The 25023-nt window shown below is 34.9% G+C and carries 23 protein-coding genes and 6 pseudogenes; 17 read left to right on the top strand and 12 right to left on the bottom strand.

The genetic code is table 11. The features are described 5' to 3' along the window. Window positions 1-130: 130 nt before the first annotated feature. The 3 genes from guaA to OM962_RS06585 all read right to left on the bottom strand — a co-directional run bounded on the left by guaA (window position 131) and on the right by OM962_RS06585 (window position 4548). Window positions 131-1693, bottom strand: coding sequence for a glutamine-hydrolyzing GMP synthase (gene guaA, locus OM962_RS06595; RefSeq protein WP_264331212.1), 1563 nt, complete (start codon window positions 1691-1693; stop codon window positions 131-133). Window positions 1694-1920: 227 nt separating this feature from the next. Continuing rightward, a complete protein-coding gene (locus OM962_RS06590; RefSeq protein WP_264331211.1) occupies window positions 1921-3387 on the bottom strand; it encodes a type II secretion system protein GspD in 1467 nt (488 codons plus the stop codon). Window positions 3388-3951: 564 nt separating this feature from the next. Next, on the bottom strand, window positions 3952-4548 hold the full coding sequence (locus tag OM962_RS06585; RefSeq protein WP_264331210.1) for a hypothetical protein: 597 nt from the start codon (window positions 4546-4548) through the stop codon (window positions 3952-3954). A gap of 338 nt (window positions 4549-4886) precedes the next feature. On the opposite strand from OM962_RS06585, the gene OM962_RS06580 reads away from it, so the two are divergent. Together OM962_RS06580 and OM962_RS06575 are read left to right on the top strand one after the other, a co-directional pair. Next, on the top strand, window positions 4887-5234 hold the full coding sequence (locus OM962_RS06580; RefSeq protein WP_213864026.1) for an IS630 transposase-related protein: 348 nt from the start codon (window positions 4887-4889) through the stop codon (window positions 5232-5234). 10 nt (window positions 5235-5244) lie between these two features. Beyond that, the gene (locus OM962_RS06575) at window positions 5245-5745 is read left to right on the top strand and encodes an IS630 family transposase (RefSeq protein WP_319606738.1); all 501 of its coding nucleotides are present in this window, start codon (window positions 5245-5247) and stop codon (window positions 5743-5745) included. A 123-nt stretch (window positions 5746-5868) separates the two neighbouring features. Here the strand turns inward: OM962_RS06575 and ccmC are convergent, their stop codons facing one another. Further along, on the bottom strand, window positions 5869-6579 hold the full coding sequence (gene ccmC, locus OM962_RS06570; RefSeq protein WP_264331332.1) for a heme ABC transporter permease CcmC: 711 nt from the start codon (window positions 6577-6579) through the stop codon (window positions 5869-5871). 142 nt (window positions 6580-6721) lie between these two features. Here ccmC and OM962_RS06565 point away from each other — a divergent pair, with 142 nt between their 5' ends. Beyond that, window positions 6722-7540: a pyruvate, water dikinase regulatory protein gene (locus OM962_RS06565; RefSeq protein ID WP_264331331.1), complete on the top strand. Its 819-nt coding sequence runs from the start codon at window positions 6722-6724 to the stop codon at window positions 7538-7540. A gap of 69 nt (window positions 7541-7609) precedes the next feature. Next, window positions 7610-7738 (top strand): type B 50S ribosomal protein L36, encoded by a 129-nt coding sequence (gene ykgO, locus OM962_RS06560; RefSeq protein WP_006015378.1) that lies wholly within the window; start codon window positions 7610-7612, stop codon window positions 7736-7738. 219 nt (window positions 7739-7957) lie between these two features. Here the strand turns inward: ykgO and OM962_RS06555 are convergent, their stop codons facing one another. After that, window positions 7958-8152, bottom strand: coding sequence for a hypothetical protein (locus OM962_RS06555; protein ID WP_264331209.1), 195 nt, complete (start codon window positions 8150-8152; stop codon window positions 7958-7960). A 205-nt stretch (window positions 8153-8357) separates the two neighbouring features. Between OM962_RS06555 and tnpC (OM962_RS06550) the strand changes: the two genes are divergently transcribed. Then, window positions 8358-9710, top strand: coding sequence for an IS66 family transposase (gene tnpC, locus OM962_RS06550; RefSeq protein ID WP_264330459.1), 1353 nt, complete (start codon window positions 8358-8360; stop codon window positions 9708-9710). Between the two features lie 20 nt (window positions 9711-9730). On the opposite strand, the pseudogene OM962_RS06545 reads toward tnpC (OM962_RS06550), so the two are convergent. Continuing rightward, a pseudogene (locus tag OM962_RS06545) lies at window positions 9731-10258 on the bottom strand (DNA-processing protein DprA); the annotation flags it as partial. 61 nt (window positions 10259-10319) lie between these two features. Between OM962_RS06545 and OM962_RS06540 the strand changes: the two are divergent. After that, a complete protein-coding gene (locus OM962_RS06540) occupies window positions 10320-10697 on the top strand; it encodes a ferredoxin family protein (protein ID WP_254229739.1) in 378 nt (125 codons plus the stop codon). Between the two features lie 29 nt (window positions 10698-10726). Here OM962_RS06540 and OM962_RS06535 read toward each other — a convergent pair whose 3' ends face one another. Next, on the bottom strand, window positions 10727-10957 hold the full coding sequence (locus tag OM962_RS06535) for a hypothetical protein (protein ID WP_264331207.1): 231 nt from the start codon (window positions 10955-10957) through the stop codon (window positions 10727-10729). A gap of 218 nt (window positions 10958-11175) precedes the next feature. Next, window positions 11176-12198: an IS110 family RNA-guided transposase gene (locus tag OM962_RS06530; RefSeq protein ID WP_264331199.1), complete on the bottom strand. Its 1023-nt coding sequence runs from the start codon at window positions 12196-12198 to the stop codon at window positions 11176-11178. A 218-nt stretch (window positions 12199-12416) separates the two neighbouring features. Here OM962_RS06530 and OM962_RS06525 point away from each other — a divergent pair. From OM962_RS06525 to OM962_RS06490, 8 genes and pseudogenes are all read left to right on the top strand, one after another. Beyond that, a pseudogene (locus OM962_RS06525) lies at window positions 12417-12767 on the top strand (ankyrin repeat domain-containing protein); the annotation flags it as partial. After that, window positions 12764-14455 carry a phage terminase large subunit family protein gene (locus tag OM962_RS06520; RefSeq protein WP_264331205.1) on the top strand — a complete coding sequence of 564 codons (1692 nt, stop codon included), beginning with the start codon at window positions 12764-12766 and terminating at the stop codon, window positions 14453-14455. The pseudogene OM962_RS06525 and the gene OM962_RS06520, both read left to right, overlap by 4 nt. Before the next feature lie 48 nt (window positions 14456-14503). After that, window positions 14504-14851, top strand: a complete 348-nt coding sequence (locus tag OM962_RS06515) for an IS630 transposase-related protein (protein WP_213864026.1) — start codon at window positions 14504-14506, stop codon at window positions 14849-14851. 10 nt (window positions 14852-14861) lie between these two features. Then, window positions 14862-15362, top strand: coding sequence for an IS630 family transposase (locus tag OM962_RS06510; RefSeq protein ID WP_319606738.1), 501 nt, complete (start codon window positions 14862-14864; stop codon window positions 15360-15362). A gap of 8 nt (window positions 15363-15370) precedes the next feature. After that, window positions 15371-15802 (top strand): annotated as a pseudogene (locus tag OM962_RS06505) (terminase gpA endonuclease subunit); the annotation flags it as partial. Window position 15803: 1 nt separating this feature from the next. Then, the gene (locus OM962_RS06500) at window positions 15804-16028 is read left to right on the top strand and encodes a gpW family protein (protein ID WP_264331204.1); all 225 of its coding nucleotides are present in this window, start codon (window positions 15804-15806) and stop codon (window positions 16026-16028) included. After that, window positions 16029-17447, top strand: coding sequence for a phage portal protein (locus OM962_RS06495; protein ID WP_264331203.1), 1419 nt, complete (start codon window positions 16029-16031; stop codon window positions 17445-17447). Then, window positions 17444-18472: a S49 family peptidase gene (locus OM962_RS06490; protein WP_264331202.1), complete on the top strand. Its 1029-nt coding sequence runs from the start codon at window positions 17444-17446 to the stop codon at window positions 18470-18472. The genes OM962_RS06495 and OM962_RS06490 overlap by 4 nt, the downstream gene beginning before the upstream one ends. 190 nt (window positions 18473-18662) lie before the next feature. Here the strand turns inward: OM962_RS06490 and tnpC (OM962_RS06485) are convergent, their stop codons facing one another. From tnpC (OM962_RS06485) to OM962_RS06475, 3 genes and pseudogenes are all read right to left on the bottom strand, one after another. Then, a complete protein-coding gene (tnpC, locus tag OM962_RS06485) occupies window positions 18663-20015 on the bottom strand; it encodes an IS66 family transposase (protein ID WP_264330459.1) in 1353 nt (450 codons plus the stop codon). Between the two features lie 106 nt (window positions 20016-20121). Further along, window positions 20122-20343 (bottom strand): annotated as a pseudogene (locus tag OM962_RS06480) (major capsid protein); the annotation flags it as partial. Between the two features lie 64 nt (window positions 20344-20407). Next, window positions 20408-20758: a head decoration protein gene (locus OM962_RS06475; RefSeq protein WP_264331330.1), complete on the bottom strand. Its 351-nt coding sequence runs from the start codon at window positions 20756-20758 to the stop codon at window positions 20408-20410. A 67-nt stretch (window positions 20759-20825) separates the two neighbouring features. On the opposite strand from OM962_RS06475, the pseudogene OM962_RS06470 reads away from it, so the two are divergent. The 3 genes and pseudogenes from OM962_RS06470 to OM962_RS06460 form a co-directional block, all read left to right on the top strand. Beyond that, window positions 20826-21575: pseudogene (locus OM962_RS06470) on the top strand (IS66 family transposase); the annotation flags it as partial. A gap of 110 nt (window positions 21576-21685) precedes the next feature. After that, window positions 21686-23038, top strand: coding sequence for an IS66 family transposase (gene tnpC, locus OM962_RS06465; RefSeq protein ID WP_264330462.1), 1353 nt, complete (start codon window positions 21686-21688; stop codon window positions 23036-23038). 114 nt (window positions 23039-23152) lie between these two features. Then, the gene (locus OM962_RS06460) at window positions 23153-24646 is read left to right on the top strand and encodes an ankyrin repeat domain-containing protein (RefSeq protein ID WP_264331201.1); all 1494 of its coding nucleotides are present in this window, start codon (window positions 23153-23155) and stop codon (window positions 24644-24646) included. A gap of 113 nt (window positions 24647-24759) precedes the next feature. Here the strand turns inward: OM962_RS06460 and OM962_RS06455 are convergent. Next, window positions 24760-24960, bottom strand: a pseudogene (locus tag OM962_RS06455) (IS256 family transposase); the annotation flags it as partial. Window positions 24961-25023: the final 63 nt, after the last annotated feature.

Genomic DNA, 25023 nt, shown 5'->3' with positions numbered 1-25023 from the left:
CATTATTCTTTTTTTCTGGATTCCAGCGTCACGCGCTGGAATGACATTAAATAGTTTTCCTTAAAATTTGAGTTATGCAACCAGCCTCTTTGGTGTGATTCGAGTAGCTGAAACTGGAATGAAATTATTGCTACTCCCACTCAATAGTTGCTGGTGGCTTGGAAGTTAAATCATACACAACTCGATTTACTCCGGAAACTTTGTTAACAATTATACTACTGACGTCTTGCAAAAACCTCAAAAATACTAACGAATGTTGATCTTTATTTTCAAATGGAAATGCATCAGCTGTCATGCCATCAGATGAAGTCACAGCCCTTAAAGCGCAAACATATCCGTATGTACGATTATCTCCCATAACTCCCACAGTTTTTACTGGTAACAGTACAGCAAAAGCCTGCCATATTTTATCATACAGATCATAATTTTTCATTGTGTTGATATATATTTCATCTACTTCTTGCAATATTCGTACCTTTTCTTCATCAACCTCACCTATGATCCTCACTGCAAGTCCAGGTCCAGGAAATGGATGTTGAAATATTATCTCATCTGAAAGCCCAATTTCTTTGCCAAGCAGCCTTACTTCATCTTTAAAGAGATAACGTAAAGGTTCTACTAGTTTCAGATTCATTTTTTCTGGCAACCCACCAACATTGTGATGAGATTTAATTGTACTAGTGTTTCCTGAAGCGTGACCTGATTCAACTACATCAGAGTAAATGGTGCCTTGCATTAAAAAATCCACATCACCTATTTTTTTTGCCTCTTCTTCAAATACTTCGATAAAAGTATTGCCGATAATTTTTCGCTTTTCTTCCGGATCAGTTATTCCCTTTAACCTACTTAAAAACAAGTTTGATTTATCAACGTAATTTATTGGAATTTCTTTTAACATAGCAGTGGTCTGGCTCTTACGCAATAACCCAGTATCGATAAAAATACAGTTTAATTGTTTTCCTATAGCTTTGTGTGTAAGAACTGCTGCAACACTTGAATCAACCCCCCCACTTACTGCAGCAATTACTTTTTTCTCCCCTACTAAGTTTTGAATTTTTTCCTTCTGTTTTTCAATGAATGACTTCATTGTCCAATCTCTCTCACAATTTGCAATATCTAAGAAATTAGAGAGAAGTTTACTACCATTTGTCGTAGGCTTAACTTCAGGATGGAACTGAGTACAGTAAATCTTCCGCTGTTCGTTGGCAATTATTGCGATTGTTTGATTTATTATACCTGAGGCAATAGCAGTAAATCCTTGCGGTATAGTTTCGACACTGTCTGCATGGTTCATTAGCACATCGACTTCGGAATTAACGTCCCAAGTATCCTTTATAATTGGGGATTCTTTTAGTATCTTGATTTTAGTTTTGCCAAATTCCTGATTGAATTCTTTTCTTACCTTTGCCCCGAAATAATGACAAATGAGTTGCTGTCCATAACATATTCCAAGTATAGGAGTGTTTATTGTTTCGTTAAGTTTTATAATTTTATGTGCTACTTCACTTACTTCAGAGCAATTGTCATTTACAGATTGCGGTCCTCCAGAAAAAATAAATCCATTGAATTTTGATACTGTTTCGAAATCAATATTGCTTGGAAATATTTCACAGTAAACGCCCATTTCCCTGATTTGTCTTGCAATAAGCTGTGTAAACTGTGAACCAAAATCAATAACGGCAATTGCTGACAATGTGCTCCTCCATATTATTTAAAGCAATATTTGATAATAAAGAAAACAATAAAGTAAGTAAACTAAGACCTGTTTAAAAACTTTAATATATGACTAAAGTAACTTAAATTTACCGCAACAGATTTATGATTAAGCTGTCTTAATTATCATTCTGATACTCTCTTCTTATCATAATAGCAACCCCAACATCTTTCCTTAAGTTGATACCATTGCCTGAACGGATACGTTTAATATATATATAAATTCCTATCTTTTATATCTAATAAACCAAGTGTTGGTACGATTGTTGCTTTCAGGAAGATGACGGTTTCTACTGTCTTAGCCAGTTTTTTTGACTTTTGATGCAATAAGTTTTGGTTATCTTTTCTATGCTCTATAAGCCCACCAATTACCATAACTTCGCCGCTCTTAATTTTTAACGTAGAGTGCATTTCTCTGGTTTCAATAATTGGAATGTCACTATTTAATTTCATTTTATTCTGTTGTGCGACATATTCTATATTTGGGTCTTTAGTGTAATTGTTAATTCTTGATAAGGTTGGGTGTATATCCATAAATATTTCGTTAGTATCAATGTTAATGCTTGGGTGGATTATTAACACCACACCTATTGGAGTGCTATTCATCTTGGTAATTAAGGCATGATTGGAGTTTCCGGTATCTTTCTGTATATCGGAAGTAAAATAGATATGGTTTTTAGTAAATGAAATCATTGCTTGCTGATTATTTATAGCATGTACTCTAGGGCTTGAAATTACGGTTGAAGTGCCAAACTTGTCTAAAGTTTTTACTAAATTTTCTAAATCAGAGTTCATTACCAGGCTAGTAATGGAACTATCTTGATTTGTTATAGATTTTGTTTCATTATGCAAATCATTTAAGTTGATACCAGAAAGGTATTTATCGTCTAATACAACTTCAACTATTTTGGCCTCTATCATTACTTGAGAAGACGCCAGTCTCTTAACTTTATTAATATATTCTTCAACAGCTTTATGAATATCCTTCCTGGCATTCAGAATAATGACACCAGCTTCTCTGTTGGATGAAAGAAATTCACCATCATCCACTCCATTAACATCCATTATTGCATTTAAGCCTTTTTCTAATGAACTCCATAAGTCACTGCTATATTGAGACTTTCTAACATTCCTGTCAGCATCGCTGCTTGTAACATTGCCACTAACGACAAAATTGCTTTGAGCAGAGTGTTGAATATTGATGAAGTCTACGTAATAATTTTGTGCGTATGGCAAATCCTGTTCAATTCTAATTACACCATTATTCATTGAGTAACGCAATTTGGCGCTGTTGGCTATACTCTGAATTACTTCATTTATATTCTTATCCTTTAGCTTTAAAATAATATTACCTGATATCTGGGGATCTATGTCTAAGTTAACGTCAGAAAGTTTTCCTATCTCAATCAGTAAATCCTTTACTGGTACTTTTTCATCAACATTAATCGAAAGAAACTGGTTACTGGTTGTAAGATCGGGAAACTCTACCGGTAAAGGTATCATTTCTGGTATTGCTGGTTCGTTATTCTTCAAAGGAGTATTATATTGTTGCAACGAATAATCGTGCTTATAATTGTCTATATTAACAGAATGTTGCTTGTTAGGTAGATGTGTACAAGAAATAATGAAAAGGAGTATTAAACATTTTAAAATAGCCATGAGGGCAGCATACAAATCTATACTAATAGTTTTCTATAAAAATGTTAAAAATGTATTTAATTGTATCCGTTCAGGGGAGTGGTTTAAGAAATGATAGATAGGAGATTATGAAAAAGGTTTAGCCGCATGGAAGTAGGATGAAAAGAAGCACTGGTTTCACATGCGTCTGAACAGACACTATTTTACAGCATTTTAAATTTGTCCTGTGAAATGTTTGTACAGTTGCGATAAAAATTACTTGACAAATTTTGACAGCTTTGTTATTTTGATAGTGAAGATATTCTAGAGCTCGAAATCTATCTTCGTCTGCAGACTTTTCAACTTCATTAATTTATAATCTCTAGTTAAAGTATATTGTACTTATGTATAGATAACTTCTATCATAGCTATATACATTTTTCTGAGTTTTTTTGTATTACTTAGGAGGATCATCATGTTTAAAATCATGGATTACGCATATCATTGACATAAATGCCTTAAAAGGACAGATGGTACCTACGTCCTCTTTATATAGGTTATGTATTTGTTCAGATACGACTACATTGTGTCTAGTGTAGAAAAAATTAGACAAATTCAGCCTTATATAGAACCAAATTCAACGGAAGTAGAATTATCCTCATTTCCATAATAGTAAGGATTTGCTTCTTGTGTATTATTAACAGCAGTTTTTAATAGTACTTCCTTATCACTATTCCATGCAACTTTCTCCATAATTGGAATATAATCCTTACACTTTTGATTGTCTCCACAATCCTTGATTTTACCATCATCATTTAGATAACGCTTCAATGCATCATAGTATACTTTAGTGTTATTACCTTCTTTATCTATCATTTGTCCTAAGGTATTAACAAGTATCAATGGTGCAACTTGTTTTGCTTTTACAACACTTGTTTCACTGGACTCTTTAAAGAGATTAGGACATGCTCCTCTGGAAAAAAAGCTCTTGTTGAATTCTGGATTACTACGGTAAACGTTCGGGTAGCAGAAACTCTTAATCTCTTCTTCTTGACACGCTAACTCTATTTGATCATCGACATATTTTTCACATTCTATATTACCAAGCCAGGATATTGAATTAAGATCCTCTGTAAAGGCAAATTTAAAATTTACTGCACCATAATTACCATTTGCTCCCTCTTCTATATATTTTGCAATCTTAGGATTACTGTACATCTCAGGATATAATTCCTTTAGTAAATCAGATGCACTAAAACCTTGACAACCTATCTTATTATCAACTTTATAAAAATGAGAATACGGCCCACAATTTTCATACTTGGAACAATCTGAGGTTACTTTGCGAGATGTAATTTCTCCATTTTCATTCTCTCCTTCATCGGTAACAGGTTCGCCCGTACCACTTCCTTTTTTACATTCTTCAGCTATTTTTTTATACCACTCAGTCTCTGCTTTTGCTCGCTTAACCTCCTCTTCACATTTCGTAAGCTTCTTTTCTACTATAGTATTTCCTAAAGTAAATGATAAAGGTATAATAAAGTATTTGAGTTATAATGGCATATAGTGTGGATTTAAGGGAAAAGGCAGTATTGATGATAGAAAAAGGTAAGACAAAGGTTGAGGTAGCAGAGCTTATGGAGATAGGAATAGCAACTCTGTACCGTTGGTTAAAAAAGAAAGCTGCTGGTGAAAGCCTCAAGCCATCTAAAAACGGTAGCTTTATTCGAAAAATAGACCCCAAAATACTCGAAGAATATGTTACAAAGAATCCAGATCATACTCTGGCAGAGATGAAACAAAATCTTGGATTTGGAATAAACTCAATTTGGTATAGACTAAAACAGCTAAAAATTACTTTAAAAAAAAGTCACACTATATCAAGAGCGCAATCAAGAAGATAGGGAGCAATTTATTGATAAAATCTCAAAAATAGACCATTCCAGCATCTTATATATAGATGAAGCAGGAGTTGATAATAAGTTATACCGAGAATATGGACGCGCTCCAAGAGGAAAGAAAATTTATGCAGATATTCCAGGGAGAACTCGAGAGAGAATCAGTATAGTAGCCGGGTGGATTGGAAAGAGATTTATTGCACCAATGACTTTCAAAGGTGGGTGTGACAAAGAGGTATTCAATACATGGTTGGAGAAGATGTTATTACCTAAATTGCCACTTGGCACAACTATAGTTATGGATAATGCTACATTTCATAAGACCACTAAAACAAAATCATTAATAGAGTCTTTTGGCTGTCATTTGCTGTATCTTCCAACATATTCACCAGATTTGAATCCTATAGAATACTGTTGGCATACCATCAAAAGCCGCCTCAGACCTCTCATGTATAAATATACAGACTTACAGCTTTTGGTTGGTAATACCATAATGGAACTTTATCATCCATTTTAGAAAATACTATATAATCTTGAAGTGTGGTTTGTACGTAATTAGTTCTGGAACTTGCCAATGGATGATTGCTCTACATTTTAATCTCTGTCGCTGTTCACAACATTACACTCTGGAACTATATACCTAATATCGCATGCTGATTTCTCTCTTTATCTTCTGCAAATTAATTAAATGAAGGGCATTAAGTATCCACACTACTAAAAAGAATGTTGCACAAAATATAAACATTGCAATGAGTGGCAGCAGTAAAGAACCTTCTATTGCTACTCCACCTTTTCTAAAAATACTTGCTGGCTGATGAAGAGTAGACCATAAATTCACAGAAAATTTTACTATGGGAATATTTATAGCACTAAAAATGGCAAATACTGCTGATGATTTCTCTGCTCTTGCTTGATTATCAAAAGCGCTCCACAATGAAAGATAACCAACATACAGAAAAAACAAAATCAGCATTGAAGTAAGCCTTGCATCCCATACCCACCAAGTACCCCATGTTCCTTTTCCCCAGACGCTACCTGTGATTAAGCATATTGCCGAAAAGACTGTCCCTGCAGGAGCAGCGGCATGTGCTAAGACACTAGCAACGCTATTGTTCCATACCAACGAAATGAAACTGAGTGATGCAATGAGTCCGTATATTCCAAGAGCAAGCCATGCAGAAGGCACATGAAGATACATAATTCGTACGATTTCTCCTTGTTTATAATCTCCTGGGGAGAAGAATAATGCCAAGAACATTCCAATTAAAAAACATGCGAAACAAATAATCCCAAGCCAAGGTAGAGCTTTTTTAGCAAAAGAAGTGAAATTTGTAGGCTTTAATAAAAACATTCGTTTTGAGAATAATTGTGTTAAGAATTTATCAATTAGTTTGAGTTTTATCAACAAGATAGTTTTTCTATATTTACGTAGTATAATAAATTAGCACAATTTCAGTAGCAGATTGCTTGCTATTATTTTTAGTATAACGTTGATGACCCTTAAAAAGCTTAACCTACACTTAGTGTCAGATTCAAGTGGTGAAACTGTTATATCAGTTGCAAAATCAGCTCTGAAACACTTTCGTTCTGTAGAAACGATCGAATATGTTTGGTCTTTCGTAAAAGGAGAAGAGCAGATTGACAAAATTTTAGAGGAAATTAATAGAAAAAGTGATGAGCATAACTTTGTTATATGTACTATTACTGATGATGGACTCAGAAAATATCTAAAAGATAATTGTATCAAGTTAAAAATTCCATATAGAGCAATATTATCACATATTATTAGAGAAATTTCATCCTATCTTGAAATTGAAAAAGATGAAAAACTTGACCTATATACTGAAATAAATAACGAATATTTTCAGCGCATTGAGGCAATAAACTATACCATTAATCATGATGATGGACAAAATATTCAAGATATTGATAAAGCCGATATAATTTTGGTTGGAGTTTCACGCACATCAAAATCTCCCACCAGTATGTATTTAGCTTACCGAGGCTATAAAGTTGCAAATGTTCCTTTTGTTAGCGAGATACCCTTTTACGTCGACTTAGCAAAATTAAAAAATAAACTGACTATAGGAGTAACAATAGACGTAAGAAGGCTAATAGAAATACGCAAAAATAGACTGACTTCAATTAATAATGAAGGTAATAATATATATGCTGACCCTAGAAAAGTAGAAAAGGAAATTAAAGAAGCGGAGGAGTTCTTTAAGCAAAATAACTGGCCAATTATTGATGTTACGCAAAGGTCGATCGAAGAAGTATCAGCAACAATTATACAATATTTTAATAAAATGTGAAAAATTTATCAATTGACTAACTCTCTGTCAGTGATCATAATGTAAGGTAATTCTATTCTTACTATAGATATGAAAGTTAAAGGGTCACTAAAATCTCATCGTAACAGAGATAAAAATTGTAAAGTTGTGAAAAGGGGTGGTAAAGTTTATATTATAAATAAGGTAAAGCCGAGATGTAAAGCGCGTCAAGGTTCTTAGCTTTTTGTTTGCCTTTTTATGTCATATGTTTTTCATATGGAAGCATGGTTAGAAAGAAACAAAAATTGTTGTATTTAACCATAGCACTGCCCATTTCTTCTCTTACATTATATTTTGGTGTTAACCTGATTACAGGCAGACGTGGCTTGTTAACATTAATTAACTTAAAAAAAGAAATTAATTACGTGCGTCAACAAGTCCATGAATTTTAGTTCCACCCTAAGCCCTCTTGAGCTTGAGAATTTTTTCTATATATAGGCTGAGCATGAATGACATCTGATCATCAATTATGCAAATCTGGATCTTGTTGTGCATACTTAAGTCATTTTGCCAAAATTCCCTTTTTACACCACCTTTTAAACCTCTTATGTATACTTCTGTAATTGCAGTAAATTTTTGATCATTGGCAGCCATTTCTCCACACTGCTTCCATACATACTCTCAACTTCTTCTCGCTTTTACTGTGTATTCCTTTTGTGCTCTTTAAAACGGTACCTTCTATATATATTTATTGTATCCGTTCAGAGGTGTGGCAAGGATAAAAAACAATTGACATAATATATTAAAGTAGTAATAACACAAAATGTTGATAGTAAAGTAAGGCTAGATGCTTCAATTGTTGATCAGTATTGTAGAGTTATGTAAAAACTTAGAGCAGAAAGTAGCAAAGATTGAAGAAAAAAATAAAATCTTAGAAATAGAGAATGCTGAACTAAGAGAGAGACTCGGCTTAAACTCAAGGAATTCATCTTTACCAAGTTCAAAAGAGCTGTACAAAATAAAAAAAGACACACCAGAAGATAAGTCAGAGGGCGGCAGGAAGATAGGTGGTCAAGTTGGACATAAGGGGAATTGCCGAGCTAAAATGGAAGCAGATGAGGTGGTGAAGGTAGAGTTACCAAATAGATGCGAGTGTGGTGAAGAAATCGCAATATCGGAAAAACCATATGTCTATCAAAAAGTTGATTTACCAGAAATTAAGCCTTACGTAGTTGAGTATCAATTAGAACATGGTCGCTGTCGTAAATGCGGAAAAAGAAGGAGTAGCAAATTACCAGAAGGAGTTACACCGGATACCTTTGGTCCTAGAGTTAAGTCAGTAGTTGCATCACTAAGTGGGTTTTATAAGAATTCAAAGCGAGAAATAGCGAATATTATGAAAGACATCTTTAACATGAGTATAAGTGTTGGTAGTGTGTCCAATAGTGAAGCAAGGGTTTCGTCAAAATGTAAAGAAGCCTATGAACAAATAGAGGAAGAAATAAAAGCAAGCGAAATTTTGCATATTGATGAAACCAGTCACTACAACAAAGGCAAATTGGGATGGTGCTGGATGTTTGCCAACAATAAAGCAAGTCTTATGAAGTTAGCAGATACAAGAGGAATGAAATTTTTAAAGAATAGTGCATTTTGTGATTACAAAAACCTGGTAATTACTGACAGATATGCAGTTTACAACCACTTCAGTGATGAAAAACGACAAATTTGTTGGGCTCACTTATTGAGAAATTTCGAGAGGTTATCTCATAGTTGGAATAGTGAAGTAATGAGACTTGGCCATTGTTTAAAAGACGCAGCTAATGGATTGTTTGTATTAAAAAACGCTTTGTCAGAAAATGAAATTAGTATTTCAAAGTTCACTAAGCAAGCTAAAGAATTACGAAGATACATACAGTACTGCATGATAAAAATATCTTATATACTTGAAGCAAAAGGAGCTTCACGAACGGTAAAGGGTATTATAAAATCCGAGTCAATGATGTGGACATTTTTGGATGACCCAGAGAATATTCCATTAACGAATAACCATGTTGAGCGACAGATACGGCATTATGTTGTCTATCGTAAGAATTCATATTTTGCACAGTCAGAGCGAGGGAATAGATTTCTTGAGCGGATAATTTCGTTGTATCTGACTTGGAAACAAAAGGAATTAAACCCTTTTCAAAACCTGCTAGCTGTTGTTTCTTAAACCACACCTCTGAACGGATACTCAAAATTTTCTCTTGGGTATACTACGTCAATTCCGCTTGCTGTGACAGCAATAGTGGGGTAATTTTTGTATATTACACTGTTTGCTGCAGTATCAATCCCTCTTGCAAGCCCAGAAATTATGATGAAACCAGCTTGGCTTAAATCGAGTGCCAACTTATTGGCAAAATTTCTTCCATTCATTGAAGAATTACGTCCACCGATTATTGCAATTATCTCACGACTTAATAATGATACATCACCAAGTATAGTTATTACAGGAGGAAAACCAGAGATATTCCTTAAAATATCAGGGTAATCTGGATCACATGCTGGTGTTATTTTGGCTCCAATTTTTTCTGCATTCTTAATTTCTTCTCGTGCATTTTGAATTCCATAATCCTTGTTAGTCAACTTATTAAGATATTTAAGCACTTCATATAGCGACCCACATGCTCTAAGTATACTAAAGAACTTTACTGGTCCCACAGTTCTAGCCAAGCTTAGCCATATTTCTAATTCTTCGTTATTTAATTTATTTATCTTCATAAAAGGCTTGAATTTCTTATCAATTTAGTGTACCCAAGATAATGTAAATATACAGTGTTTTATGACGCATTTTGTTACAGATAAATGCATAAAATGTAAATATACAGACTGTGTGGAAGTATGTCCCGTTGACTGCTTTTATGAAGGTAAAAATATGCTCGTGATTAACCCAGATGAGTGTATTGATTGTGGAGTGTGTATACCTGAATGTCCAGTAGATGCAATTGTAACTGATGATTCCATAAAAGATATTCTAGAGCTAGATGAAGGCTTACTGAATAATGAACAAAAAATCTTTAAATCATTTTACAATATAAACGTAGAATATTCGCAAAAATGGCCAAACATTACAGCTAAAAAGCAACCCCTAGATACAGCAGAAGAGTATAAAGAAAAAAAGGATAAGACAGCTTATTTTGATGAAAATTTAGGGTCATAGAGTACAAAAATAGACTTACATTTTTTTGATTAAATAGACATTGAATTGTAAGCGTCTATTTCATCTGCCATAGACGATAATTGTGCACTCTCAAAACGGAGATTGTTTGCAATATCTATTAATTTCTCACTAATTTGTGAACGAGGTTCAGGCACTGGAAAGAAAACGTCACATCTAGCCTTGCATAGAGGTTTGTCTGTTTCATTGAACGCCTCTTCACAGTTTTTGTGGCAAATATGAGATACCGTCTCGTCAGTCAACAAAAAAATTATAAAAATTGAACCTTAAGCTGTATTGTAAAATCACAAAATACTGCCAACTGTTTAGTGGTATAAAGATTATTATAGTTAATGTATATGTTGATAAGTAAATTAGTTTTATATATAAGACAGCAGGAATTTACTTATCAACATATACATTAACCAACTACATTAAACGAATTTATATAAAATACTATTTTATATTAGATGGTAGCATCTTAAATTACTAAAACTTCAGTCAACCTCCTAGCCCTGTAGTTTTTAATATGGTCAGGATTAAAAGCACTTTTGGATCTCAGGATACCAAAAATAATATGGAGTAGTTTACGCATTGCAGCACCAACGATGGCCATATTATGCTTACCCTTTTCCTTTAATCTTTGGCAAAAGCTCATAATGATAGGATTGTGATTCTTAGCTACTATAGCAGGAAAGAAAAGTGCCTTACATAATGTTCGCGAACCAACTTTACTTAATCTGGGCTTGGCATGTACAGATGAACCTGACGTTATGTTTCGTGGTATAACTCCTGCATATGCTGCCAATTGCCTGGCATCTCTAAAAGCCTTTATGTCAGGAACTTCAGCTAAAATAGCTATTGCTGATTCCTCTCCTATTCCTGGAATAGTTAATAAAAGTTGAAAATTTTCCAACAATTCTTTGTGCTGTTTTAGTAGTTCACGTACAGAGTTTTTTATTGTTTCTATTTTTTGTTCTATGTTCATTGCAAGGTCTTCCCAAGCATTTGCAACTTCTTTTGGCAGTCTCTCTTTTTTTTCTAAGTGGTTATTTACTAATGTCAATTCATCTTTTAACGCAGCCGAGCAGCGATAAAGATGTTTTAGTTTTTTCAATTCAGAAGAAGGCGGTGTCCAGCGAGAAGGTTCCTGTCTTTGGCAATAATCAGCAATAATTTCTGCATCAGTCTGATCATTCTTTTGTCGTACAAGCTTACTCCTCGCATAAGATTTAATACAATAAGGATTTATAACACTAACAAAATGCCCAGTATTGTGCAGAAATTCAGCCAAAGCTCCGCTATAACAACCAGTAGCTTCCATACAAGCTTTCACTTGTTCTACGTTATGTTTTTGTAGAAAGCTCAGTAGACCTTGAAACCCATTATCATCGTTCTTAAAGCTCCTTTTCCTAGCTTCACGTTTTCCTTTTTTGCTTATGAATGAAAGAAAGACATCAAAACGTTCTTTTGAAATGTCTATGCCTAAAAAATTGTTGATCATATATAACCCCGTACGTTACTATTAAAATGAAAAGTAAGGCTTACCTTGTGAATACAGAATTAGAACCACTTAGGTTTTTCTATGATACCGTCCAGCCTATACTTTTGAGGAGGAAGCTCTTATCTCACGAGCAGATTCTTAATCTTGGACAGGTTTCAGAGTTCTTCCTCCTCCATCTAATATTTAAGCTTAAAACATTAGATGCTTTTTTCAAGATACAAGATACCGTTGTTAATTTTCCAACCCTTCATAATAAATATATAGCACAGAGAGAAATAGCAGATAAAAGGACGAAAAAACATAATAATATTATCTGCATCTATACTACAGTCAGCGCAACAGCAGTAGCAGTATATATAGGGTTGATAACAACAACAATAAGCAATGCAATCATTTTTGCAACAATAACAGGAATATTTGCGCTTATTATAGCAATAATGATAAGTGAGATGAGCAAAAGGTATATAGAAAATGAATTTCAGAAAAAGATGTTTATGGAATTGGAGGAATGTAGTTCTACTGTTAATGATGTTGAGATAGAACCAGCAATAAGTAGGGTTAAGGTATGATCTATGCTACATCTTTTTCTGAAGGTTTAAGACCAGATCCACTACTTAAAGTATCAGAGTGGGCGAATGAGTATCGAGTTTTAGCGCCAACTGCAGCATCAGAGCCAGGTAAATGGAGAACGGAAAGAACTCCTTATTTAAAAGAAATCATGGATTCACTTTCTCCGTTCTCACCAGCAGAAAAAGTAGTATTCATGAAAGGAGCGCAGATTGGAGGAACAGAAGCTGGTAACAATTGGATTGGCTACATCATTGATCAGACACCAGGTCCAATGTTAGTTGTGCAGCCAACAGTTGAAATGGGAAAACGTTGGTCAAAAGGAAGATTTGCGCCGTTAATAGAGAGTACGCCATGTTTAAAGAGTAAAGTAAAAGACCCAAGGTCAAGAGACTCAGGCAATACTGTACAAAGTAAGGAATTTCCAGGTGGAATAGTAGTAATAACCGGAGCAAATAGCAGTGTAGCACTGAGATCTATGCCAGTAAAATATCTCTTTCTTGATGAAATAGATGCCTACCCAGGAGATTCAGGAGGAGAAGGAGATCCAGTACTGCTTAGTATTGCTCGAACTAATACATTTGCACAGCGAAAGATTTTTTTAGTATCAACACCAACAATTCATGGAATAAGCAGAATTGAGAAGGAATTTGAAGCAACAGATAAGAGATACTTTTTTGTACCATGCCCGCATTGTAATTACTATCAAGTTCTAAAGTGGTCACAAATAAAATGGGAAGATAAAAATCCAAATACAGCACACTATATATGTGTAGAATGTGGTGAAAAGATAGAAAATCATCAAAAGACAGAGATGCTTGAGCGTGGAGAATGGAGGCCTACTAGTAGAGTAAAAGGTGAGAAAAAAGGATTTCATCTTTCAAGTCTTTATAGTCCAGTTGGCTGGTATAGTTGGCAACAAGCAGTAGAGGATTTTCTGCATGCAAAGGAAAGTGAACAATTACTGAAGGTTTGGATAAATACTACGCTTGGAGAAACCTGGGTAGACAAAGGAGAAGTACCAGACTGGAAGCAACTATTTAACAGAAGAGAATTTTTCCCCATAGGCACAGTACCAAAAGGCGAAGTAGTTCTCACAGCAGGAGTAGATGTCCAAAAAGATCGGTTAGAAGTAGAAGTTGTAGCCTGGGGAAAAAGCCGTGAAAGTTGGTCAATAGACTATCGAGTATTTGAAGGAGATACAGGAGGTGGAGAAGTATGGGGAAAACTCTCTGAGCTCTTAAATCATCATTTTATCGGTGAAAATGGGCTTGAATATATGATAAGCATGATGGCGGTTGATGCAGGGTATGCAACGCAGGAAGTTTACAACTGGGTGAGAAGTCATCAAGGATCGGGAAGAGTAATGGCAGTGAAAGGTGTAAATAAAGCACTAGTACCACTTAGCAGCCCAAGTAGAGTAGATATAACAGTTGGTGGTCAAAAGCTAAAGAGAGGAATAAAGCTCTGGCCAGTAGGAGTATCGATATTAAAATCAGAGCTTTTTCAGCTACTTAATATTTTAAAAAGCGGGGAAAAAGAGAAAGTGCCAGCAGGATATTGTCATTTTCCTGAGTATGCACCTGAATATTTTAAGCAGCTAACGGCAGAGCAATTAGTCAGTAAAGTAGTGAAAGGATATACCAAACAAGAGTGGCAAAAGGTAAGAGAAAGAAATGAAGTACTATAGTATTTCCTAAAGTAAATGATAAAGGTATAATAAAGTATTTGAGTTATAATGGCATATAGTGTGGATTTAAGGGAAAAGGCAGTATTGATGATAGAAAAAGGTAAGACAAAGGTTGAGGTAGCAGAGCTTATGGAGATAGGAATAGCAACTCTGTACCGTTGGTTAAAAAAGAAAGCTGCTGGTGAAAGCCTCAAGCCATCTAAAAACGGTAGCTTTATTCGAAAAATAGACCCCAAAATACTCGAAGAATATGTTACAAAGAATCCAGATCATACTCTGGCAGAGATGAAACAAAATCTTGGATTTGGAATAAACTCAATTTGGTATAGACTAAAACAGCTAAAAATTACTTTAAAAAAAAGTCACACTATATCAAGAGCGCAATCAAGAAGATAGGGAGCAATTTATTGATAAAATCTCAAAAATAGACCATTCCAGCATCTTATATATAGATGAAGCAGGAGTTGATAATAAGTTATACCGAGAATATGGACGCGCTCCAAGAGGAAAGAAAATTTATGCAGATATTCCAGGGAGAACTCGAGAGAGAATCAGTATAGTAGCCGGGTGGATTGGAAAGAGATTTATTGCACCAATGACTTTCAAAGGTGGGTGTGACAAAGAGGTATTCAATACATGGTTGGAGAAGATGTTATTACCTAAATTGCCACTTGGCACAACTATAGTTATGGATAATGCTACATTTCATAAGACCACTAAAACAAAATCATTAATAGAGTCTTTTGGCTGTCATTTGCTGTATCTTCCAACATATTCACCAGATTTGAATCCTATAGAATACTGTTGGCATACCATCAAAAGCCGCCTCAGACCTCTCATGTATAAATATACAGACTTACAGCTTTTGGTTGGTAATACCATAATGGAACTTTATCATCCATTTTAGAAAATACTATAGTACCACTTAGCAGCCCAAGTAGAGTAGATATAACAGTTGGTGGTCAAAAGCTAAAGAGAGGAATAAAGCTCTGGCCAGTAGGAGTATCGATATTAAAATCAGAGCTTTTTCAGCTACTTAATATTTTAAAAAGCGGGGAAAAAGAGAAAGTGCCAGCAGGATATTGTCATTTTCCTGAGTATGCACCTGAATATTTTAAGCAGCTAACGGCAGAGCAATTAGTCAGTAAAGTAGTGAAAGGATATACCAAACAAGAGTGGCAAAAGGTAAGAGAAAGAAATGAAGTACTAGATTGCCGAATTTACGCAAGAGCAGCATCTATTGCGCTTGGAATTGATCGTTGGCCAGAGAGTAAATGGAATAGTGAAAAACCAGAAAGCAAAAAACCTAAAAAAGTGAGACAAAGCAAATGGTTGAATGAGAAGTAAGATGTACAGCGAAGAGTATTTAATTCAAGTCGAAGAAGCGATAAAGAAACTACAAAACGGAGAGCGAGTAGTATCAATTGCATATGGTGACCATGTTGTAAGATATGCTGAAGTAGATATAAATGATTTACTAAGCTTAAGACAACGAATTAAAGCTGAGCTAAAGATTGCTGGAGTGGAGCCAAAGAGGAAAATTGTTTTTTCAACGAGTAAAGGAATTTTATAAATGCTGCTAAAAACCTTCAAGCAATTATTTAACAAACCAAAGATAAAAAGCTCAGCGTGGGATGCAGCAGGCTCAGGAAGAAGATTTTTTCACTTTCAACCAGAGTTAGGAAGTATAAACAATTTGCTGTCTCAAAACCTTGAAACTTTACGTAGTAGATCACGTGATATGGTGAGAAAAAATCCATATGCAGCAAATATCGTTGATACAATAGTGAGTAACTCTATTGGAACAGGAATAAAACCGCAATCAAAAGCAAGAGATGGAGAATTTCGAAAGAAAGTACAAGAATTATGGCTAAAATGGACAGATGAAGCAGACAGTAACGGAGTAAGTGATTTTTATGGATTACAAGCTCTAGTATGCAGAAGTATGATAGAGGGAGGAGAATGTTTTGTACGTTTAAGAACGAGAAAGCTGGAAGATAGATTTTCTGTACCACTACAACTGCAAGTACTTGAGTCTGAACATTTAGACAATAAAACAAATCAAACTTTAGCAAATTGTAATGTAATAAGAAACGGGATTGAGTTTAACAAGCTTGGGCAAAGAGAAGCATATTACTTATTTAGAGAACATCCGGGCGAAGGCTCATTTGGAGAATCAGTAAGAGTACCAGCAAATGATGTTTTACATATTTATAGACCACTAAGACCTGGGCAAATTAGAGGAGAGCCTTGGCTTTCGAGTATACTACTAAAGCTTTATGAGCTTGATCAATACGATGATGCAGAATTAGTACGAAAAAAGACTGCAGCAATGTTTGCGGGATTTATTACGAGACTTGATCCAGAAGCAAATATCATGGGAGAAGGTGAAGCAAGTGAGCAAGGAGTAGCACTATCTGGCCTGGAACCTGGAACAATGCAGCTTTTAGACCCAGGAGAGGACATAAAATTTTCAGAGCCATCAGATGTTGGAGGAAGTTATGAAGCATTCATGAGACAGCAACTGAGGGCAATAGCAATAGGTACAGGAATAACATATGAGCAGCTAACAGGAGATTTAACAGGTGTTAATTATTCATCCATTCGAGCAGGGCTGATAGAGTTTCGCAGAAGGTGTGCAATGTTACAGCATAACGTGATAGTGTTCCAGTTTTGTAGACCTATTTGGAATAGATGGCTAGAGTTAGCAGTACTTTGTGGAGAACTGAGTATAGATGAAAAAGTAGTAAAAGCAGCGAAAGAAGAAGTAAAATGGATACCACAGGGATTTGATTGGGTGGATCCACTGAAAGACCAGCAAGCACAGCAAATGGCAGTAAGGAATGGATTTAAGAGTCGATCGGAAGTAGTATCAGAAATGGGTTACGATGTAGAAGAAATTGAGCAGGAAATTGCTGAAGATCAAAGACGTGCAAGTGAACTGGGCTTAAGTTTTGATTCTGACGTTACGGCCAATCAAGAGGTGATATGAAACAACAATGGCTAAACAGATGTGTAATGGTAGAACCAAGGAGTTTTGAATTACTGTCACTACAAACAGGAAAGCAGCCTATCTTTAAAAAGATAAAACATGCAGTAAGAAATAGTGAAAGAGGAATAATACCGATACATGGAATCTTGACAAAAAAGTCAGAAACTTTTGATGATATTTTTGGAATGACTTCCTATAATCAAATAGAAGCACAAATTACACAAGCAATAGAAGATAGTGATATAGAAACAATCCTGTTGGATATAGACAGTCCTGGAGGAGAGGTCAATGGAGTGTTTGACCTTGCTGATTTTATTTACAGTGCAAGGGGAAAAAAGAGGATAATAGCGATAGCAAATGATGATGCATATTCTGCTGCATATGCTATAGCTTCTAGCGCTGAGAAGGTATTTGTGAGCAGAACTTCTGGTGTGGGCAGTATTGGAGTAATAGCAAGTCACATAGATCAAAGTAGGTTTGATGAAAGGCAAGGTATTAAGTACACCACAATCTTTGCTGGTAGTCGAAAGAATGATTTAAACCCGCATGAGCCAATGACGTCTGAAAGTTTAGAAAGCTTACAAAAAGAAGTAGGAAGACTATATGAAATGTTTTTGCAGCTAATAGCAAGAAACAGAGGTCTTTCAATGGAAAAGATTCGATCAACAGAAGCAGGTCTATATTTTGGCGGGAAAGCAGTAGAGATAGGTCTTGCAGATGGAGTTACAACATTTTTTGAATTTATCAACAATCATAAAAGTAGGAGTGTTAGTATGACAACTATTGAGGAAAGCTACGAGAACTGTCGTAGAGAAATTTTAGAGATAATAAGATTATGTAATGTATCAAAGATGCCAGAAAAGATAGGAGAATTTATTGAGCAAAGCGTAAGTGTTGAGCAAGCCAGGGAAGTTTTAATGGAACTGCTAGCAGAGCGAACGAAGAAGACAGAGATACTGAGTGCAATATCACAGAATTCAGGAGAAGATTTGATGACACAGGTAGCGAAAAGTCGGTGCATTTAAATTTTATAACCGCCATATATAGTGCTCTGCGGTAAATAAGTGTCCAAAATGCGCCATAATGGCTAATTATAAGGTAATAACCGCGGTGTATAGCAGTTATAAACACGGCGGTAAAAAATAAAAAAAGGAGAGAAAAAGACATGATAAGTATAACTGAAGGAAATAATTTGTATCCGTTCAGAGGTGTGGTTTAAGAAACAACAGCTAGCAGGTTTTGAAAAGGGTTTAATTCCTTTTGTTTCCAAGTCAGATACAACGAAATTATCCGCTCAAGAAATCTATTCCCTCGCTCTGACTGTGCAAAATATGAATTCTTACGATAGACAACATAATGCCGTATCTGTCGCTCAACATGGTTATTCGTTAATGGAATATTCTCTGGGTCATCCAAAAATGTCCACATCATTGACTCGGATTTTATAATACCCTTTACCGTTCGTGAAGCTCCTTTTGCTTCAAGTATATAAGATATTTTTATCATGCAGTACTGTATGTATCTTCGTAATTCTTTAGCTTGCTTAGTGAACTTTGAAATACTAATTTCATTTTCTGACAAAGCGTTTTTTAATACAAACAATCCATTAGCTGCGTCTTTTAAACAATGGCCAAGTCTCATTACTTCACTATTCCAACTATGAGATAACCTCTCGAAATTTCTCAATAAGTGAGCCCAACAAATTTGTCGTTTTTCATCACTGAAGTGGTTGTAAACTGCATATCTGTCAGTAATTACCAGGTTTTTGTAATCACAAAATGCACTATTCTTTAAAAATTTCATTCCTCTTGTATCTGCTAACTTCATAAGACTTGCTTTATTGTTGGCAAACATCCAGCACCATCCCAATTTGCCTTTGTTGTAGTGACTGGTTTCATCAATATGCAAAATTTCGCTTGCTTTTATTTCTTCCTCTATTTGTTCATAGGCTTCTTTACATTTTGACGAAACCCTTGCTTCACTATTGGACACACTACCAACACTTATACTCATGTTAAAGATGTCTTTCATAATATTCGCTATTTCTCGCTTTGAATTCTTATAAAACCCACTTAGTGATGCAACTACTGACTTAACTCTAGGACCAAAGGTATCCGGTGTAACTCCTTCTGGTAATTTGCTACTCCTTCTTTTTCCGCATTTACGACAGCGACCATGTTCTAATTGATACTCAACTACGTAAGGCTTAATTTCTGGTAAATCAACTTTTTGATAGACATATGGTTTTTCCGATATTGCGATTTCTTCACCACACTCGCATCTATTTGGTAACTCTACCTTCACCACCTCATCTGCTTCCATTTTAGCTCGGCAATTCCCCTTATGTCCAACTTGACCACCTATCTTCCTGCCGCCCTCTGACTTATCTTCTGGTGTGTCTTTTTTTATTTTGTACAGCTCTTTTGAACTTGGTAAAGATGAATTCCTTGAGTTTAAGCCGAGTCTCTCTCTTAGTTCAGCATTCTCTATTTCTAAGATTTTATTTTTTTCTTCAATCTTTGCTACTTTCTGCTCTAAGTTTTTACATAACTCTACAATACTGATCAACAATTGAAGCATCTAGCCTTACTTTACTATCAACATTTTGTGTTATTACTACTTTAATATATTATGTCAATTGTTTTTTATCCTTGCCACACCTCTGAACGGATACTCTTTTTCCTCTTTTTCCTACTGTTGCTGGTGCTCCTGGAACTTGTGTTGGCAACAGGCTTAAAACTCCATTATGTTCTTCTATGGTGATATGTCTAAATCTTACTGACCTATTTGGAAACAAGTTTAAATTTTCAACACGTCCATAATTTATCGGCAATATATTTATCGCATTTGTTAGCGCCGTCATGCTAAATGCTGTATTTGTAAATGGATTTTGCATTTTTTCTTTTCCCCCTTTTGTATTTTTAATAGTTTTTTTAAGCTCCCTTGCGGATAATGATCCCTCATGCTTCAAGTTGCTTTATTGCTTCAGCTTTCTGTTCTTCAGTGATATTTGCTGGCCACACAACTGCATGATCTGCTAGTATTGCACCACGAGTAATAATTACTGCTTTGGCATTTTCTGTCGCATTTACATCACTTACTATTGCACCTATTGCTGTTTGTGTGCCATCTGTTCCAGCAGGATTAAGTACTCTAATAAAACCATCTTCCGTCTTTTTGGCAACTACTGCACCAAGCTTAAGATTTTGACCTTTAGCTACTGTTATTTGGTCTCTTGAATATAGGTTGGACACTTCATATTTCAGAAGATCGCCTAAATTATTGTATCCGTTCAGAGGTGTGGCAAGGATAAAAAACAATTGACATAATATATTAAAGTAGTAATAACACAAAATGTTGATAGTAAAGTAAGGCTAGATGCTTCAATTGTTGATCAGTATTGTAGAGTTATGTAAAAACTTAGAGCAGAAAGTAGCAAAGATTGAAGAAAAAAATAAAATCTTAGAAATAGAGAATGCTGAACTAAGAGAGAGACTCGGCTTAAACTCAAGGAATTCATCTTTACCAAGTTCAAAAGAGCTGTACAAAATAAAAAAAGACACACCAGAAGATAAGTCAGAGGGCGGCAGGAAGATAGGTGGTCAAGTTGGACATAAGGGGAATTGCCGAGCTAAAATGGAAGCAGATGAGGTGGTGAAGGTAGAGTTACCAAATAGATGCGAGTGTGGTGAAGAAATCGCAATATCGGAAAAACCATATGTCTATCAAAAAGTTGATTTACCAGAAATTAAGCCTTACGTAGTTGAGTATCAATTAGAACATGGTCGCTGTCGTAAATGCGGAAAAAGAAGGAGTAGCAAATTACCAGAAGGAGTTACACCGGATACCTTTGGTCCTAGAGTTAAGTCAGTAGTTGCATCACTAAGTGGGTTTTATAAGAATTCAAAGCGAGAAATAGCGAATATTATGAAAGACATCTTTAACATGAGTATAAGTGTTGGTAGTGTGTCCAATAGTGAAGCAAGGGTTTCGTCAAAATGTAAAGAAGCCTATGAACAAATAGAGGAAGAAATAAAAGCAAGCGAAATTTTGCATATTGATGAAACCAGTCACTACAACAAAGGCAAATTGGGATGGTGCTGGATGTTTGCCAACAATAAAGCAAGTCTTAGTATCCGTTCAGAGGTGTGGCAAGAATAAAAAACAATTGACATAATATATTAAAGTAGTAATAACACAAAATGTTGATAGTAAAGTAAGGCTAGATGCTTCAATTGTTGATCAGTATTGTAGAGTTATGTAAAAACTTAGAGCAGAAAGTAGCAAAGCTTGAAGAAAAAAATAAAATCTTAGAAATAGAGAATGCTGAACTAAGAGAGAGACTCGGCTTAAACTCAAGGAATTCATCTTTACCAAGTTCAAAAGAGCTGTACAAAATAAAAAAAGACACACCAGAAGATAAGTCAGAGGGCGGCAGGAAGATAGGTGGTCAAGTTGGACATAAGGGGAATTGCCGAGCTAAAATGGAAGCAGATGAGGTGGTGAAGGTAGAGTTACCAAATAGATGCGAGTGTGGTGAAGAAATCGCAATATCGGAAAAACCATATGTCTATCAAAAAGTTGATTTACCAGAAATTAAGCCTTACGTAGTTGAGTATCAATTAGAACATGGTCGCTGTCGTAAATGCGGAAAAAGAAGGAGTAGCAAATTACCAGAAGGAGTTACACCGGATACCTTTGGTCCTAGAGTTAAGTCAGTAGTTGCATCACTAAGTGGGTTTTATAAGAATTCAAAGCGAGAAATAGCGAATATTATGAAAGACATCTTTAACATGAGTATAAGTGTTGGTAGTGTGTCCAATAGTGAAGCAAGGGTTTCGTCAAAATGTAAAGAAGCCTATGAACAAATAGAGGAAGAAATAAAAGCAAGCGAAATTTTGCATATTGATGAAACCAGTCACTACAACAAAGGCAAATTGGGATGGTGCTGGATGTTTGCCAACAATAAAGCAAGTCTTATGAAGTTAGCAGATACAAGAGGAATGAAATTTTTAAAGAATAGTGCATTTTGTGATTACAAAAACCTGGTAATTACTGACAGATATGCAGTTTACAACCACTTCAGTGATGAAAAACGACAAATTTGTTGGGCTCACTTATTGAGAAATTTCGAGAGGTTATCTCATAGTTGGAATAGTGAAGTAATGAGACTTGGCCATTGTTTAAAAGACGCAGCTAATGGATTGTTTGTATTAAAAAACGCTTTGTCAGAAAATGAAATTAGTATTTCAAAGTTCACTAAGCAAGCTAAAGAATTACGAAGATACATACAGTACTGCATGATAAAAATATCTTATATACTTGAAGCAAAAGGAGCTTCACGAACGGTAAAGGGTATTATAAAATCCGAGTCAATGATGTGGACATTTTTGGATGACCCAGAGAATATTCCATTAACGAATAACCATGTTGAGCGACAGATACGGCATTATGTTGTCTATCGTAAGAATTCATATTTTGCACAGTCAGAGCGAGGGAATAGATTTCTTGAGCGGATAATTTCGTTGTATCTGACTTGGAAACAAAAGGAATTAAACCCTTTTCAAAACCTGCTAGCTGTTGTTTCTTAAACCACACCTCTGAACGGATACGAACAAGTCATTGAGCTTGCCAACCGTATACTACATCTTAAGAATTATTGTTTTGCTTCAGAAGATAAAATAACAGTAGACGATGCTTTTCTAATGAAGAGTGAAACTAAGAACAAAGGGAACGTTGGCTTTATTATTGATGATAAAAAAGAAGAAATAGCAAAAAAAATAAATGAATCTGTAAATTGTGCTGTTTTAGTTCTGGATGATGAAAGCAAAGAAGATGCTCGTAAATCGTTTGATACTCCACTTGTGTTTAATATATATGAAGCCAAAGGCCTGGAGTTTGAAAATGTGGTTCTTTACAAGTTTACATCCTGTAAAGCTTATAATGAAATATGGAATATAGCATGTCCGAATAAAAGTGAGAGGGAGATAGATAATACTATTAATGAAATTCGTGATTCATATAACGAAAGGGAAGTTAACACTTCAAGAAAGAAGGATAAGAATGATAAGTCTTTGGAGAAATATAAATTTTATATGAACGCTCTGTATGTTGGAGTCACTCGTGCTGTTAGTAATGTCTACATTATAGATGATGAAAGTAATTTATTGAAAATAATAGAACCAGAAGAAGCAGGTAATGTAAATATTGAGCAAGAAAAATCGAGTCCTGAAGAATGGAGAAATAAGGCACTAGAGTTAATAGAGAAAGGAAACATAGAGCAAGCAGAACTTATAGCAAGGAAATTGCAAAACGAAGGAAAAAAAGAATATGCTGAAGAGGTTACGAATGCGTTGAGAACTAATAGGTATCATGAAGAGGATCAGATCTTAGATAAGAACAAGCATACAAATTCAGTGTTAGAGAGTGATATGAGTTCTCAGTCTTCACAAAACTCAGAACATGAAGGAGATGATATTAGCAAACCTCAGAGTAAAGAAAGTAGACATAATAAAAACAAAAAGAAGAAAGCTAAAAAATATCATCAAGTTCAAGAGGTAAAACCACAGCTTTCTTTAGAAGATAGTACTAATAGAAAACACAATAGCAAAAAGCCTCAGAATGAAAGGTATAAACAGGATTTAAATGACGCAAAGGAATCAAAAAGATTAGAGAAAAATACAAATGAATTATTTTTAGCTTTAAAAAATAAAAATTTGAAAAAGGCTGAACGATTAATTGAACAAGGAGTTAATGTTTATGCTAGAGATAAAGTAAATCGTACTTTTTTACATTGGTCAGTAGAAAATGGTTATTATGAAGTAGTTAAATCTCTTCTGAGTAATGGAGCTGACGTTCATGCTGTAGCTGGTGTAAATCAGAAAAATTTGACTTCTTTACATACAGCAGAAGGAAATGGTTACGTAGATATAGTTAAACTTCTTCTGGATTATGGAGCTGATGTTAATGCCAAAAATGCTTCAGGTAGGACTCCCTTACACAAAGCTGCTGAGAATGGTCGTTTAGAGATAGTTAAATACTTCATCGAAGAAAAAAATGTTGATGTTAATGCTAAGACTAAAGTAGATGATACTCCTTTACATTTGGCAGTAAAAAGAGGTCTCTATGATATAGTTAAATTTCTTCTGAAGAATGGAGCTGAGGTTGATGCTAATAATAAGGAAGGTTTTACTCCTTGAGATCTAGCAATAATCTATTATAAAGATAGTATAGTTACACTTTTTCTAGATTCTAAGAAAGATAATATTAATTCTAGGAGGGAACGTTCAAAAAAGTGTGTCAAACCGTATTTTTAATTCAACTCAATTTTTAATCTATCAGGAAAAAAGATATCAAGTTGAGATATAGTTAAAGCCCAATTAGGTAAAGCCATAGCCCATTTTTGCTCTACTTTTTTTATAGCACAATATACCTGTTTATACAAGGCATTTGTATTAGTAAATGAGCCTTTGGTTTTAGTAAATTTTCTAATCTGTCTGTGCAGTCCCTCAATAACGCTAACTATGGATTAGAAGAGAAGAAGAAAAGAAGGTAAACTCCAGTATTTTAGAGATAA

The sequence above is a fragment of the Wolbachia endosymbiont (group B) of Erebia ligea genome (assembly GCF_947179575.1).
In the GTDB taxonomy this organism is placed as follows: domain Bacteria; phylum Pseudomonadota; class Alphaproteobacteria; order Rickettsiales; family Anaplasmataceae; genus Wolbachia; species Wolbachia pipientis_C.
This window is presented reverse-complemented; position numbering and strand designations above follow the sequence as displayed.